The organism is Paraburkholderia sediminicola (assembly GCF_046027355.1).
GTDB classification, from domain to species: domain Bacteria; phylum Pseudomonadota; class Gammaproteobacteria; order Burkholderiales; family Burkholderiaceae; genus Paraburkholderia; species Paraburkholderia sediminicola_B.
In genome coordinates this window covers 1-15,208 of sequence record NZ_JAQQEK010000055.1, presented here as the reverse complement: position 1 = coordinate 15,208, position 15,208 = coordinate 1, and the positions used below count along the sequence as shown (strand labels likewise).

Here is a 15,208-nt window from a genome sequence, read left to right as displayed (position 1 = left end):
ACCATGAATGAGGCTCAAGACAAGGGCACAACCTCTATCGGCCTGGTGCGTGAAGCAATTCTCGTTGCCACGCAACGTAATCTCGATGTAGCGGCCGTTCTCCAGCACGCTGGAATCGCGGCGGAATTGTTGAATGCGCCGAGAGCCCGTGTGCCGGCGTTAGCCTTTTCGCGCGTGTGGGCGGCTCTGGCCGACTTGATGCACGACGAGTTCTTTGGTCTCGACAGCCACGCACTGCGGCGGGGCAGTTACGCTCTGATGTGTCATGCCGTGCTGCATGCCGACAATCTGGAGCACGCGCTGCGTCGCATGCTGAAGTTCCTGCGTGCGGTTCTCGACGACATTCATGGGGAGTTGCGCTGCGAAGGCGAGCATGCACTGATCATCCTGCATGACGATGGGCGGACGCGCCGCCTCTTTGCCTACGGGACCTGGTTCATCCTCGTACATGGCCTTGCGTGCTGGCTGGCGCGCAGACGGATTCCGCTGATCGAGATGAGGTTTCGCGCTTCCGCGCCAATCGATGACAGCGACTACCGCATGCGCTTCTGCGAGGATGTGACGTTCTCCGCGGAACAAACCCTGATCCGTTTCGACCGCAGTTTTCTCGACCTGAAACTATCCGGGACGGAAGAGAGCCTGCGTGCATTTCTGCACAACGCACCAGCCAATATCCTGGTCAAATATCGCAACGAATCCAGCACTACGGTCCTGGTAAGACGCCGACTCAGAAACCAGGCCCCCGACGACTGGCCCGACCTTGACGCGCTATCGCGACTACTGAATCTGTCCGCGGCCACGCTGCAACGCCGCCTGCTGGCCGAAGGCACGAACTATCGGCAACTGAAAGACGAATTGCGCCGTGACATCGCCATCGAGTTGTTTTCCAGCAGTTCTCTCACAGTCGCAGAAGTCGCTGCGCGGACTGGATTTCAGGAAACGAGTGCTTTCCACAGAGCCTTCAGGAAGTGGACGGGGGCCAGTCCGGGAATGTACCGCCATGGCAGGGCGAATTCTTAACGTTAGAACTCGTAGCGTTGTCATCACGCAGTTCACGCGTTCAGATGTGTTTGCACGTCTGAACGGTCGAAATGTTCAATCCTCTTCTCCAAACCACGCCTCGCGCGAACGCATGACTGCCGATTGAAGGCGCAACCGTGCAACCGGATGAACCGCAGATAGGCGGGACGCACCCAAGCGACATTCCACTCCTACTCATTCGATTCTCGGGGCGATCGGCAAGTCGGGCACGAAGCGCAATGAAAGCGCAGCGTGTCCACACACCTCACGCAAACTGACGTCGGCGGACATGGATTGGCGTCCGAACCAGGCTGACACTGCAGTCGCGTTCGGCAAATCAGAACACGCCTCGCGCCCGGTTGCGCAAAGTAACCGGAGTTGGCTCCGCGAGAGCCCGGCACTTGATCACCGCGCAGAATAAGTAAAGCGTCATCGCTCAATTGGGCAGCAGTTTTCTCGCCAACGCGTCAGCAGCTCAGCAGCGAGAAAAGAAAAGTTTCCCTCGATGAGCCGCTCATTGCGGCAGCAAAAAATATACGGAGACGAGAATGAGAACCCGGTTAAGAAGCCGCCGAACCTCGGCGATTGTGAGTGCTTTACTCGCAGCATCGGCTGTTGCCGTATCTGGCTGCGGCGGCAATGACTCTGCGTCGCCAAACATCGCGGTCGTGACGCCAGCCGCGAAGTGCAGTGCGTTGGCTGGCATCACTGTTCCCGCCGGTTCGATCGGATTGCCGACAAAGGGTGCCACTGTCGTATCCGCGACGCTCGTTGCAGCTACCGATTCGGGTAACAACAATGGCGAGTACTGCAAGGTTCTGGGAAGTATTCATCCAGTGGATTTCAATGCGCCCGATATTCGGGCGGAGGTGGATCTACCGACTAACTTCAACGGAAAAGTTGTTCACTTTGGCGGCGGGGGATTTGACGGCACTATCGCCAATACTGAGGGCTCTCCCGCTGACGGGTTCTTATCCGGCGTAGAGCCCGCAGGTGTCAGTACACCGTTGCGCAGAGGTTATGTGACTGTCGGGAGCGACAGTGGGCATGAGGGAAACGTCCTGGACGGATCGTTCGCGACAAACGATGAGGCACTCGCCAACTACGCAGGCGACCACATCAAGATGACGCATGACTTCGCAGCCTACATCGCAAAGGCAAGATATGGCTCAGACTTCGTGCACAGCTATTTTATCGGTGGTTCGAGTGGAGGCCGACAAGGTTTGATTGCGGCACAACGATTCCCGCATGACTACGACGGTATCATTTCGACATATCCCGCTTCAGGAATAACAGGACTATGGCTCCAGATGGGCAGGATCTCGCGATCTCTGCTGGCACCCGGAGGATACGTCACGCCTGCTAAAGGCAAGGCGCTTCTCGCAGCGGTCATAAAGCAATGCGACGCTCTGGATGGCGTGGCTGACGGCATTATCAGTAACCCTGCGGCGTGCGTGTTCGATCCAACGGCGATTCGCTGCTCCGGCGGGGGCGACACTGGTGACAGTTGCTTGTCAGACGTACAACTCAATACGATGACCACCGCTGGCACACCGCTTAACTTTAGCTTCAATCTGGCAAACGGAGTTCAGACTTTCCCAGCATATAACGCGTTCACCGGGGCAGACTTCTGGTCCGTCGGCCTGGCTTGGGGCGCGTCAGCCGACGATGCGCTAATCGAGCCAGGGGTGATCGGCAAAAGCGCGTTTTACTATACGTTTTCAAACGACATGCTTCGGTTTGCGGTCGCTCGCGACCCTGCCTTGAGCATTCTGAACTTTAATTCAGCCAACCCGGGATCATTAACGTCGCGCGTGCAGGTGGTCAGCGCGCTCATGGACAGCACTAGTACGGACTTGACCCAGTTCCAGGGCCGCGGCGGAAAGATCATTCTGCAGCACGGACAATCAGACCAGTTCATTCCAGCGCAATTGTCGATTGATTACTATGACCGGCTGGCATCCCGGTTCGGGCAGGGGCCACTTAGTCTATTTCTGAAGTTTTACCTGGTGCCGGGCGCGGCGCACGGTGTCGGCGGACAATTCAATGGTTCATATGACGGTCTGACCGTATTGGACAACTGGGTGACTAAAGGTATCGAGCCCAAAAATCTGACTATCACCGACCTGGCTCCGCCAACAGCTGGACGCACCCGGCCAATGTGCGAATACCCACAGTGGCCCAAATACGTCGGCGGCGACCCGAATCTTGCAGCCAGCTTCGTGTGTTCGAACTAATTGGGTTGGCAGTGCGCTCCATCCGTGGTGCCGGGCGGTTACGTTACGCCCGGAGCCGCCGGTGCTGGCGCGACTGGCCGCTACGTTCCTGCCCGATTCAGCCGTTTTATACGCATCCGAAGTACACGCCTGCCGCCAGTGGCACAACACCGCAAACGCAGGCGTTCGGCGACCTCACCCATCTTGAAGTTAATGGACATCGACTGCCAGCAGCCTTCGCCCGACACTGGTTACAGCGCAGCGGCGATGGTCGATCCGGGCGCGACACGGCAACTTCATCGACGACGCCCTTAGCGCCTGCGTGGACTTCGCCCACGACATTAAACCAAAGGAGACAAACATGAACCAGATCGATGTTCATTCACTCGCGGGCCAAGCCAGGTTCAATGGTTTGCACAGGCTCGTTCTTTTCTGGTGCATGCTGATGCTGATAGTCGACGGCTACGATCTCGCCATCGTCGGTGCAGCGCTGCCATCGATCATGAAGGGCATGCGCATCGACGCGACCAGTGCCGGCATCATGGCCGCATCGGCACTTTTTGGCGTCATGCTCGGGGCGATTTTCCTTGGCACGCTGGCTGACCGTTTCGGCCGGCCGATGATGATCTGCGTTTGTGTGGCTCTGTTCAGTCTTTTTACAGCCGCTGCCGGGCTGACGAACGATCCCGTCAGTTTCAGCGTAACCAGATTCATTGCGGGCCTCGGCATTGGAGGAGTCTTGCCGATTGTCACCGCGCAGATGGCCGAGTTCTCGCCTGACGCGCTGCGCACTCGATTGGTGACACTCGTATTCGCGGGATATTCGATTGGTGGCATTCTGGTGGCGCTGACTGCAAAGCAGCTTATCGGCAGCTATGGCTGGCAATCCGTCTTTTTTGCCGCTGGCCTGCCTGTCCTGCTGATTCCGTTCATCATTAAAACGATGCCTCATTCGATGACCTTCCTGGTCAAAAACGGCCGCCACAATGAACTGCGCACGCTGCTGCAGCGCGTGGTGCCCGACTATCCGTTGAATGGACACGAGCAGTTTGCAGGACCTTCGTCGGATAAAAGCAGGGACGCTTCGGTGCGACGACTCTTCCAGGACGGGCGAGCTTTCAGTACTGCGATGATGTGGGTCGCATTCATGACGGGCCTTTTCATGGTGTACGCGCTGAGTTCGTGGTTGACCAAGCTAATGGCAATGGCGGGATACAGCCTCGGTTCAGCTTTGAACTTCGTGATCGTCTTCAATGTTGGCGCCATCGCAGGTGCGATTCTCGGCGGCTGGCTGGGCGACAGGGTCAATATCAAGCGCGTGCTGATCGCGTTCTACGTCGTGGGGGCCGTTGCACTCTCGCTAATGGGATACACCAAATCGACGGTGTCGTTGTTTGTCGTTGTGTTCGTCGTGGGCGCATCGACGCTCGGTACCCAATTGCTCGCCTATGCTTATGCGGGCGGCTTCTATCCTCATGCGATCCGCTCTACCGGTGTTGGCTTTGCTTCTGGCGTAGGCCGGATCGGCGCGATCGTGGCACCCGTGCTGATCGGGTGGCTCGTCTCCTTGAAGCTGCCGCTGGAACAGAACTTCATGGCAATCGGCCTGGCTGGCCTTATCGGTGCAATGGCCGTGACGCTGATCGATCACGCGCGTGCCGATTCGTACCGCGAAGACAGCGCGCCCATCGCCGGAGCTCAGGGCAGCGCAGGGCGCTAACGTCTCTGTCACACGCTGCTTAATGGGCGCGCCTGGTTTGTTCGAAGAGGGCCACTATTGCAGGTTTTTACTCGAAAAAACACGTCCACGCCGCAGTACATTTTTCAACATGCAGAAAAAAATGGACCGTCTATCTCCTCCTCCTTTCAGCTCTTTTTTCGACGTAAGTCGAGCCGTCGACTGGGCGCTCGTCACCCGGCGCAGCGTCCGTGCCTTCTTGCCCACACCCGTTGCCCGCGAGGAAATAGAGTCCATCCTCGAGGTAGCGCGTTTCAGTGCTACCGGCGTCAACATCCAGCCCTGGCATGTGCATGTCGTGACAGGCACGATGAAGTCGCGCCTGTCTGCCGCCATCAACGAGATCAATGACGATCCCGCTCGCAGTTCAGACCTTGACGAGCCCTACGACTACTATCCACGCGAATGGATCGCGCCGTACGTGGACCGCCGCCGCAAGGTCGGTTGGAACCTGTACGGGTTGCTGGGCATCGACAAGGGCGACAAGGAACGAATGCACGTCCAGCACGGCCGCAACTATCGCTTCTTCGATGCGCCCGTCGGCCTGTTTTTCACAGTGGACCGGGTCATGCGTGAAGGAAGTCTGCTGGACACCGGCATGTTCCTGCAAAGCGTCATGCTTGCTGCCCGCGCGCGGGGCCTCGACACGTGTCCGCAGGCGGCTTTCAACAAGTTTCACCGCGTCATCGCCGACGAACTGTCGATTCCCGACAACCAGATGCTGGTCTGCGGAATGAGCCTCGGCTATGCCGATCACAACTGTATCGAGAATTCGCTGGTGACGGACCGTGTCCCAGTGAGCGATTTCACCACTTTCTATAATGAATGAACGGAGACAAAGTCATGAGTGCAAAAGCCTACTCTCAAGGATTTGAGAAGAATCCGGCGAACCACGTTCCGTTGACGCCATTGACCTTCCTCGATCGGACCGCCGACGTCTATCCGCAACGAACCGCGATCATTCATGGTGAATTCAGGCAGACGTGGGCGACGACCCGCGAGCGTTGCTATCGCCTCGCGTCGGCGCTCGTTCAGTTGGGAATCGAGCCGGGCGATACCGTGTCGATCATCGCACCGAATACGCCAGCCATGCTCGAGGCGCACTTCGGGGTGCCGCTGTCCGGGGCCGTGCTCAATGCCATCAATTGCCGTCTCGACGCTGAAGGCGTCGCGTTCATTCTGCGCCACGGCGAATGCAAGCTCCTGCTGGTGGACCGCGAGTTTGCCGCGCTGGTCGAAAAAGCACTGCAGTCGGTCCCCAATCCGCCGCGTCTTGTCGACATCGAAGATCATGAAGCGCCCGACGGCGCCGCCATCGGCGAAACTGATTATGAGTCGCTGCTTGCCAGCGGCGACCCGGCATTTGCCGGCCGCGGCCCCGTGGATGAATGGACGCCGATCGCGTTGAACTACACCTCCGGCACGACCGGAGATCCGAAAGGCGTCGTTCCGAGCCACCGCGGCACGTATCTGATGAGCCTGCTGCAGATGACGAACTGGCCTCTCCCGCGTGCGCCGATTTATCTCTGGACGCTGCCCATGTTCCATGCGAACGGCTGGTGCTTCACATGGGCGATCACTGCCGCAGCGGGAACGCACGTATGCCTGCGCAAAGTCAACGCGGCGAATATCGTTTCCGCGATCGCGAAACATGGCGTCGACCATTTTTGTGCGGCACCGATTGTCCTTGCAGGCATCGCGAGCATGCCGCAGTCGGAACGGCAGCCGCTGCCGCGTCGTGTGCGCGTCCTGACCGCCGGCTCGCCGGCGCCGGCAGCGGTTCTGGAAGCGGTCGGAGCGATGGGTTTCGACGTCGACCACGTGTTTGGAATTACCGAAATCTCCGGCACGCCCATCAGCTGTGCATGGCACGATGAGTGGTATGCGTTGCCGCCGGAGCAGCAAGGGAAATTGAAAGCGCGACAAGGCGTACGTGCAGCAGCGTTCGAGAAAATGTCGGTCGCCAATCTTGCGACGCTCGAACCGGTGCTGGCCGACGGCCAGTCCTGCGGCGAAGTTCTGGTCCGTGGCAATACGGTGATGATGGGATACCTGAAGAATGCCGACGCAACGGCGATGGCTTTCGCCGGCGGTTGGTTTCATACCGGAGATCTTGCTGTTGTTCATCCAGACGGCTATATCCAGATCACAGACCGCTCGAAGGACGTCATCATCTCGGGTGGAGAAAACATCTCATCTGTAGAAGTGGAAGAAGTGATCTACCGCATGTCGGGCGTGCTCAACGCAGCCGTGGTCGCGCAGCCGGACGACAAATGGGGCGAGACGCCTTGCGCCTTTATCGAACTCAAGCCGGATGCCCCCGACATAACAGAGCAGGACGTGATCTCGTTCTGCCGTGAGAGACTGGCCCACTTCAAATGCCCGCGCCGCGTGGTTTTCGGCGAATTGCCGAAAACCGCTACGGGGAAGATTCAGAAGTTTCGTCTGCGCGAGCAGGCGGGCAGCCGAATAGCGATTACCCGACTGGCCGGATGACGCCGGTTGTCTTGCGAACCTGCCGTGCGCCGTACAGTGCGAGTACAGTCAAGCGCGGCTGCAAGCGCGCATATTCGTAGGTACGCGGATCATTGTGCGAGAGAGGGAGGTAGAGCGTGCAGAGCTTCCTGGGGACAACGTTCGATCCCGGCTCCTATGCGTTGGTTGATGAGCCGATGTCAGAGCCCGGTCACGGGCAACTGCGAATCCGCATCGAAGCAACGGCTCTGGGTTTCGTTGACGGGCTGATGATGCAGGGCCGCTATCAGATCAAACCGCGCTTGCCTTACGTCCCGGGCGGAGAGATTGCTGGCGTGGTCGATGCCGTCGGTCCGGGCGTGACGCGGCCGCTTGCCGATGAACGTGTCGTCACGTGGCAGCTCGGCGGAGGCCTGGCGGAATACGTCGTGGTTGACGCCGCCGACGTGGATGTTGTCCCGGGCGGGCTACCGATGCCAATTGCCGCAGCCATGCTGGTGGACTACCAGACGGCACACTATGCGTTGTTCGATCAGGGGCGCTTAACGGCCGCCGATACGCTGCTGGTGCTCGGAGCGGGTGGCGCGGTGTCGTCCGCCGCCGTTCAGCTTGCGGTGCATGCCGGGGCTCGTGTGATTGCGGCGGCCTCCAGCGAGTCCAAGCGTAAAGCCGCATGCGAGCTCGGCGCAGTGACTGCGATCGACTACAGCCTTCCGGATTGGCGCGAGGCGCTCAGGAGTGTGGCGCCCGAAGGCGTCGACGTCGTGCTCGACCCCGTTGGCGCAAACATGCTGGAGCCGGCATTCCGCTCGCTGGCCAAAGGCGGCCGGTATCTAGTGGTCGGATTTGCGGGCGGCGTCATACCGTCGCTCCCGGTCAACCTTGCGCTTCTCAAGAATGCCACGCTGCATGGGGTCGATGTGCGGTATTTCCTGGCGAACCGGCCAGAACAGGCACGGCGTGTACGCACTGCGCTGTTTTCGATGGTGGCCCGCGGGCACCTTCGACCACCCGCGACCATCGCTTTTCCTCTCGCAAACGCAAGGGACGCTGTGCTGGCAACATTTGACCGCGGTAGGCGCGGGAAAATCGTCGTGCTTCCCGGAGCGGCTGTCGGTGCGAGCCACGCTGGCTGACGCACGCGCCCAAAGCCCGGGAGTGCTCCGGGCAGCCGCGCAATCTTTTCCTTAATCTTCGTCTGGATTCACGATTCGTATTGGACGTGTCCCGATCCTCGCCCCGGTGACCTCATCGACCGCAACGGCCTTGATCTCCGTTCCTGTTTCGGCATCCAGGAAGCGAACCAGCTTGCCATGCCCGCGGTGTTGCCGCCCCCATGCACCGATGATGAACAGCACCGGCAGGAAATCCCGGCCCGCAGCCGTCAGCACATATTCGTCGCGCAGCGGACGCTCGGAATAGCGGCGTTTCTCCAGCAGACCTTGTTCTGCCAGCGCGGCCAGGCGCCGCGTCAGCATCGTCGGCGCAATGCCCAGACTTTTGCGGAACTGGTCGAAGCGCGTCAGACCTGAGTGGGCGTCGCGCAGGATAAGGATGCTCCACGCGTCGCCAGCGACAGCCAGGCTGCGCGCAATGGGACATGGGTCATCGCACAAATTGATGTTGTCCATACTATTTTGATAGTGACATGGCTTCGATTTGCCAGTATAGTCGATTTCAATTTGATAGTGACGCGGGCGGCCCGCACAAGGAGCTTGAAATGACCGACAAAAAGCATTTGGGTATCGCCCTTGTCACAGGGGCGTCTTCGGGTATCGGACAAGCCGCGGCGCAGCGACTGGCCGAGGCCGGCTACAAGGTTTTCGGCACCAGCCGGCGGCCAGGCCCCGCGGGCCGACATCCGTTCGACATGCTGACGCTCGACGTGACGAGCGATGAATCCGTCGACGCCGCGGTCGCCCAGGTTTTGCGGCGAGCCGGTCGCATCGATCTGCTCGTGAACAACGCCGGCTTCGGCGTCGCGCCCGCCGGCGCGGAAGAAAGCTCGATTGCGCAGGCCCAGTCGATCTTCGATACGAACTTCTTTGGCGTCGTCCGGATGACCCGCGCGGTCGTGCCTTACATGCGGCGCCAGGGAAGCGGCCGCATCATCAACATCGGCTCAGTGTTGGGTTTCGTGCCCATGCCGTACGGGGCGCTCTACGCGGCAACGAAGCATGCAGTTGAGGGCTATTCCGAATCGCTCGATCATGAATTGCGCGGGTGGGGCATCCGTGTGTCGGTCATCGAGCCGGCTTACACGAAGACGCCGTTCGACGCGAACTTCCTGGAACCCGACGCCACGCTCGATGCGTATCGCGAAGCCCGTGCGGTCGTCAGCAAACGGATCAATGAAGTGATGGCAACCGCGACGGAGCCTTCGGTGGTCGCTGAGGTCGTGTTAAAGGCGGCAGTCGCGGCGAAGCCGAAGCTGCGCTACCCAGCCGGCGCGCTCGCGAGCCGTCTGCAAATGCTGCGCAGATTTGCGCCGGCCGGTCTCGTGGATGCCGGGATTCGTAAAGATCTGCGACTCGACACGATACCTGCGTACCGGTCGGTGAACGCTCTTTTGCACGAGTGAAAAACATCGAGCGGCAAATCACACCGAGGGGCCAGAAAGCATCATGAGAGCATTCATTCTCGAACGTTACGGACGCAAGGATGGCGCGCGTATCGGCGACGTGGCGCGGCCGCAACTACGCGACGACGACGTCTTGATCCAGGTTCACGCCGCGAGCATCAATGCTCTGGATTCCAAAATAATACACGGCGAATTCAAGTTCATTTTGCCCTATCGCTTGCCGCTCATTCTCGGCAACGATGTGGCCGGCGTCGTCGTGAAAGTTGGACCGCACGTGCAGCGGTTCAAGATCGGCGACGAAGTCTACGCGCGCCCCGATAAAGATCGCATTGGCGCGTTTGCCGAGCTGATTGCAGTGAATGAAGCGGACTTGTCCAGCAAGCCGAACACACTCACCATGGAAGAGGCCGCCTCGATTCCGCTGGTTGGCCTGACTGCATGGCAAGCATTGATCGAAAAAGCGCAGATCCGAAAAGGACAAAGGGTTCTCATCCATGCAGGCTCCGGCGGTGTCGGAACGTTTGCGATCCAACTCGCGAAGCATCTGGGTGCGTTCGTCGCGACGACAACGAGCACGGCGAACGTGGAATGGGTGAAGCGCCTCGGTGCCGACGTCGTCATCGATTACAGGAAGGACGACTTCGAGAAGATGCTTGCCGACTATGACGTCGTGATAAACAGTCTGGACGCGGCGACGTTGCGCAAATCCCTTCGTGTGCTGAGACCCGGCGGACGGCTCATCTCGATCTCGGGGCCGCCGGACGCTGACTTCGGAAAAGAGCTTGGTCTGCCGCGCTTCCTCAGCCTGGCGATGTTTCTACTGAGTTACCGAATCAGGAAGGAGGCTAAACGCCTCAAAGTCAGCTATTCGTTCCTGTTCATGCGGGCAAGTGGAGATCAGCTACGGCAGATCACGTCGCTCATCGATGCCGGGGTTGTACGCCCAGTCGTGGATCGCATCTTTCCATTCGATTCGATCAGAGAGGCCATGGCCTACGTCGATAGTGGACGGACCAAAGGCAAGGTGGTTGTCAAGATGAGGTGATTGGCGCGCTGCGTTACGATGGACTTCCGCCATAGATAACAGCCAGTTCGCCTAATATGGCATTCGGGTGCGAATGGCCGTTCCGCCCCTGGAAGCAGCCGTCGGAGTTGCGGAGGGTTGAATGGCGGATGTGGGTCGATGACGGTCGGTCGTCGCGAATCTCGCGGCACGCCGCCGCGGAGTTAGTCCCCCTGCCTGAAGCACGTGTGAGGCGATCACCGTCCGCTTAAATTTGGCAGCCCCGGCCTCTTTTGTCGTTCGTCAGTCCGAGGCACTACCGTCCAATGCAGCGCCGCTCTCGCGGTCCTTGTCCCGAGTCGCGGCGCCGGCTGTATTCCTGCGCCATGTCGCTGGCGGCTCACCGAACTCCCTCTTGAACGCGCGATTGAATGAGGCTTCCGATTCGTAACCAACAGCCTCGGCGACCGACGCTAGCGACGAATCAGTGAGGCGAAGCTGCCGCGCGGCGAGTTGCAAGCGCCACAAAGCCAGATACTGCATCGGTGGTAGCCCGACCAGTTCGGTAAAGCGCTGTGCCAGCCCCGAACGCGAGATGCCTACCTCGCGGGCGAGAGCTTCAACAGTCCAGGCGTACACCGGCCGCGCATGCATCAGCGCGAGCGCCCGTGCGACGAAGCGATCACGCAATCCCGCCAGCCAGCCCTTGCGGTCCCCGGCCATCGTGCCTACGTAACGACGCACCGCTTCGACGAAGAGCAGCTCCGCAAGCTTGGCCAGCACCGTCGCGCTGCCCGCCTGCGCCGAGGCCGCCTCTTCGGTCGCAAAGCGCAGTGACGATTCGAGCCAGGACGCGCCGGGTCCGCGCATGTCCACCTTGAACAGCCTAGGCAGCGCGGAAAGCAAAGGATTTCTCGAATTGTCCTGCGTTGCGAGAAAGCCGCACACCATGCGAGTGAGCTCCCCGCCACCGCCGTGGACGAGTGTCATGACTTCACCCGGTTTCGTCTCGACCTGATTTGCCAATAGCGGCGCCAGGAACTCCGGCAACAGATCGGTGGAACTGCCTAACACGTGGGTCTCGCCCTGCGGTACCACGATGACATCCCCTGCCTCCGCCTGCAGCGTGCTCGCCGGATCGCCTGGCAGCATCGCCCAGCACCTTCCTTCTGTCACGAGATGGAACGAGACGACGCGCTCGGAGCGCGGCAAGTATGCTGAACAAAGCGCCGAATCAGCTTGTCCGATGACGCACCAGGGCGCAGAGAAGCTGCCGTCGAGGTGGACTGCCCCGGTCAACTGGATGACGCGCAAGACATCGGAGAGAGCATCCATGGCAGCGGTTGCGCGATGTTGGGGCCACGCACAAGAAAGCTGGACGCCCGGCTATTCAATGTCGCGCCTACCGTCTGGATACTAGCACCATGCCTGAAGGCCAACACACGACAAGAAGATTCGATCGGGGAGGGCAGCCATGAGGGTCGTGGCGTACTCCGCGAACCAGGCGGGTCAAGTATGAGTTGTATGCGCCTGCTCCAAACGAACTTGGTGATTTCGCAAACCGATGTGGCCCGTCGTGCCGTCGACGAGCGCTCCCACTGCTTTGCTCACATCAACCGCAACGCCGTGAGGTTGAGCGGCGCAGGCGTGGAGGGACAAATGCGAATCAGCGGCGTGGACCCTCGCCGACGTCGTCAGTCTTTAGACATGCCTCGACCGCGTTTTCACAGCAAAACCAGCCCGTCTCTCAGGAGTGTGTCATGTCCGCAGTCAATTCACCTTTCTTGCACAATACCGATCTCGCCACAATCGGGATCCGGCATGCCGTTGCCGACATTCATCAACCTGTCTCGCAACCGTACGTCGATACCGTGCGCTACGCGAAGTGCGTGGAAGTGTCCAAGCGCATCCGGTGGGACATTGATCGCGACGTGCTTCGCCATCGCGAATTCGACTTCACGATGAAGTTTCTGCCTGACGGCCTGTCGTTCGTCGATCGCCTGCCGTTCCTTGACGTCATCGAGCGCCGCCTGCTGTCGCAGATCCAGGGTCGCTCGTATGCCAATATCTTTGGCCTGGTCGAGCGTTTCATCGGCGCCAAGATGCTCGAAGTGAGCCGCGACCACTGGCTTGGCGACCAGATCGCACTCGAGGCGCTGGTTCGCTTCACCGACGAAGAGCTGAAGCATCAGGAATTGTTTCGCCGCATCGAGACGATGATCGGTGCCGAGATGCCTCCGGGATACACGTTCGAGCCGCGGCCCGATGACGTCGCATCAGTCGTGTTGGGCAAGTCGACTTGGTCGGTTCTCGCGCTGACGTGCCTCATTGAACTATTCACACAGGCGCACTATCGAGCCAGCATCGAGCCCGACAGCGAGCTTTCGCCCCTGTTTAAGGATGTGTTCCTGTTCCACTGGAAGGAGGAATCGCAGCACGCGATTCTGGATGAACTGGAATGGGTACGCGAGAACGCGAAACTCATGCCGCACGCGCGCGATGCAGCCGTGGACGACCTGATTGCGCTGGTGGGCGCCGTGGACGCGATCCTGCAGGCTCAGTCGGCGGCAGACACGGGCTACTTCATCGGACTTTGCGACCGCTCCATGACGCCCGTCGAGATCGAGACCGTGACGTCCACTGTCCTTGCAGCGTATCGCTTCCAGTACATCGTGTCGGGCGTGCAGATTCCGCGGTTCGGCGAAATGCTCAATGCAATGATCTCGCCGGAACAAGCGCTACGGATTAGCGCCGCGCTCGCACCGATCAGGGGTTGACCGTAATCCAGAACACGGAGTTTCAATCATGGCATTAACATTCCCCTCCGGATTCGACGTCGCTGCTTTACGCGCGCAGGTCATAGCAACTTACGACCGTGTCGCGCGCGACCCCGCCGGCGAGTTTCACTTTCATCGCGGCCCGCGTCACGCGGCCGACTACCTACGATATGACGCTCACGAGCTGGCGTCCCTGCCCGATGCATGCACGGCTCGCTTTGCCGGCGTCGGCAATCCGCTGCGCATCGGCCCGATCCATCCAGGCGAGACAGTCCTCGACCACGGCTGCGGCGCTGGCATGGACCTGCTGCTGGCCGCTCGTCGTGTTGGACCAGGCGGCCATGCCATGGGCCTGAGCTGTCGCAGCCGAAGTGTTCGGGTGCGACGAATTCATAGCTCGAGTCGAGCGCGGTGCCGAGCTGCCGCCATTGCCCAGCACCCGCACCCGAGCAATGCAGTGCAATCTTGGCGAGAACGACGGTCAGCGACTTTTTCAACAGTATCGTCTGTGAGCCGACGTTCGGAGATCGGTCACGTCTTGCCAAAAAATTGGACCAGAGCCCGAGCTGGAACATCTGCGGCTACGGGCGTATCACCGCGTTCATACGCCAGTGGATGTTAGAGCGAGACCAGAGCCCTCAGCGAGACGGTATGGCCTGTTGGCTGCCTACACCTGTGTTGTGATGTTGCTGATTCTGTCGACGAAGCAAATCGGTTCCAACAAGCCTTCTGGCACACCATAATTCAGACGCGGGGAACGACAGCCCGGACCCTGGAAGGGCTGTTCATCCAAATCAGTACACTGTGTTTATGAGCAGTGTTTTGGCGAGTGCCACGAATTGCCACCGGACAAAGGTCATGATCCGCAAACCCGTACGGACTCTGTGGGCGGCTGTAGGGGTGACGGCGGCTTTGTCGGCTTGCGTGCAGTCGGGTCCGACGTACACCGTGTCGGCGCAGCAGCCGCTGATCGGCGGCGATACCGAGGTGCAGTCCGACACCGGTCTGTCGAGGGCAGTCCGGCTAGCGCTGGCTCGCGCGCCTGGTTTCAATGTGGCGGGCGTGTTTGTCCGTGCGCGCGACGGCGCGGTGTTCTTGAGCGGGACGGTGCATAGCGCCGATCAGATCCGCCAGGCAGAGCAAATTGCGCGGACCGTCCCGGGGGTACTTGTCGTGTCGAACAAGCTGACGTTGTGGCACGGTGGGAATGGCTAAGCGTCCGCGTCGCGTTGTGCAGTCGTCGCACGGCGAGTAACGCGTGCCGGGCACGTTATCCGAGGAAGATTCAAGTCCGACCATTCGGACATATGTGCTGCTTACTTTCGCGATATTGCGGTCCAGCTCGGTCAGCCCGACCTTTTTTGTCATTGAGCGGAGAACGGACCAACGGCTACGTTC

At 59.9% G+C, this 15,208-nt stretch carries 14 protein-coding genes; 11 read left to right on the top strand and 3 right to left on the bottom strand.

Annotated elements, in window-relative coordinates; translation table 11 throughout:
* The first annotated feature begins 3 nt into the window (after window positions 1–3).
* From PQR42_RS43070 to PQR42_RS43045, 6 genes are all read left to right on the top strand, one after another.
* Window positions 4–1,020, top strand: a complete 1,017-nt coding sequence (locus PQR42_RS43070) for an AraC family transcriptional regulator (protein WP_408495723.1) — start codon at window positions 4–6, stop codon at window positions 1,018–1,020.
* 548 nt (window positions 1,021–1,568) lie between these two features.
* Complete coding sequence (locus PQR42_RS43065; RefSeq protein ID WP_408495721.1) at window positions 1,569–3,257, top strand: tannase/feruloyl esterase family alpha/beta hydrolase; 1,689 nt, start codon at window positions 1,569–1,571, stop codon at window positions 3,255–3,257.
* A gap of 340 nt (window positions 3,258–3,597) precedes the next feature.
* Window positions 3,598–4,956 (top strand): MFS transporter, encoded by a 1,359-nt coding sequence (locus tag PQR42_RS43060; protein ID WP_408495719.1) that lies wholly within the window; start codon window positions 3,598–3,600, stop codon window positions 4,954–4,956.
* Window positions 4,957–5,077: 121 nt separating this feature from the next.
* Window positions 5,078–5,803, top strand: a complete 726-nt coding sequence (locus PQR42_RS43055; RefSeq protein ID WP_408495718.1) for a nitroreductase — start codon at window positions 5,078–5,080, stop codon at window positions 5,801–5,803.
* Between the two features lie 14 nt (window positions 5,804–5,817).
* Window positions 5,818–7,470, top strand: a complete 1,653-nt coding sequence (locus PQR42_RS43050; RefSeq protein ID WP_408495717.1) for an AMP-binding protein — start codon at window positions 5,818–5,820, stop codon at window positions 7,468–7,470.
* Between the two features lie 116 nt (window positions 7,471–7,586).
* Entirely contained in the window at window positions 7,587–8,585 is a 999-nt protein-coding gene (locus tag PQR42_RS43045; protein ID WP_408495716.1) for an NADPH:quinone oxidoreductase family protein, read from the top strand.
* Window positions 8,586–8,636: 51 nt separating this feature from the next.
* Here PQR42_RS43045 and PQR42_RS43040 read toward each other — a convergent pair whose 3' ends face one another.
* Window positions 8,637–9,080 carry a winged helix-turn-helix transcriptional regulator gene (locus PQR42_RS43040; RefSeq protein ID WP_408495715.1) on the bottom strand — a complete coding sequence of 148 codons (444 nt, stop codon included), beginning with the start codon at window positions 9,078–9,080 and terminating at the stop codon, window positions 8,637–8,639.
* An 89-nt stretch (window positions 9,081–9,169) separates the two neighbouring features.
* Between PQR42_RS43040 and PQR42_RS43035 the strand changes: the two genes are divergently transcribed.
* Both PQR42_RS43035 and PQR42_RS43030 read left to right on the top strand, forming a co-directional pair.
* Window positions 9,170–10,030, top strand: coding sequence for an oxidoreductase (locus PQR42_RS43035; protein ID WP_408495713.1), 861 nt, complete (start codon window positions 9,170–9,172; stop codon window positions 10,028–10,030).
* Between the two features lie 43 nt (window positions 10,031–10,073).
* Window positions 10,074–11,075 (top strand): NADP-dependent oxidoreductase, encoded by a 1,002-nt coding sequence (locus PQR42_RS43030; RefSeq protein ID WP_408495711.1) that lies wholly within the window; start codon window positions 10,074–10,076, stop codon window positions 11,073–11,075.
* Window positions 11,076–11,336: 261 nt separating this feature from the next.
* Here the strand turns inward: PQR42_RS43030 and PQR42_RS43025 are convergent, their stop codons facing one another.
* Window positions 11,337–12,368, bottom strand: a complete 1,032-nt coding sequence (locus PQR42_RS43025; protein ID WP_408495709.1) for an AraC family transcriptional regulator — start codon at window positions 12,366–12,368, stop codon at window positions 11,337–11,339.
* A gap of 425 nt (window positions 12,369–12,793) precedes the next feature.
* Between PQR42_RS43025 and PQR42_RS43020 the strand changes: the two genes are divergently transcribed.
* Window positions 12,794–13,810, top strand: coding sequence for a hypothetical protein (locus tag PQR42_RS43020; RefSeq protein ID WP_408495707.1), 1,017 nt, complete (start codon window positions 12,794–12,796; stop codon window positions 13,808–13,810).
* Between the two features lie 163 nt (window positions 13,811–13,973).
* Here the strand turns inward: PQR42_RS43020 and PQR42_RS43015 are convergent, their stop codons facing one another.
* Window positions 13,974–14,204 (bottom strand): hypothetical protein, encoded by a 231-nt coding sequence (locus PQR42_RS43015; RefSeq protein WP_408495754.1) that lies wholly within the window; start codon window positions 14,202–14,204, stop codon window positions 13,974–13,976.
* On the opposite strand from PQR42_RS43015, the gene PQR42_RS43010 reads away from it, so the two are divergent.
* Together PQR42_RS43010 and PQR42_RS43005 are read left to right on the top strand one after the other, a co-directional pair.
* Window positions 14,109–14,432, top strand: coding sequence for a hypothetical protein (locus PQR42_RS43010; RefSeq protein WP_408495750.1), 324 nt, complete (start codon window positions 14,109–14,111; stop codon window positions 14,430–14,432). The two genes, PQR42_RS43015 and PQR42_RS43010, sit on opposite strands and share 96 nt — an antisense overlap.
* Window positions 14,433–14,668: 236 nt before the next feature.
* Window positions 14,669–15,025 (top strand): BON domain-containing protein, encoded by a 357-nt coding sequence (locus PQR42_RS43005; protein WP_168788458.1) that lies wholly within the window; start codon window positions 14,669–14,671, stop codon window positions 15,023–15,025.
* Window positions 15,026–15,208: the final 183 nt, after the last annotated feature.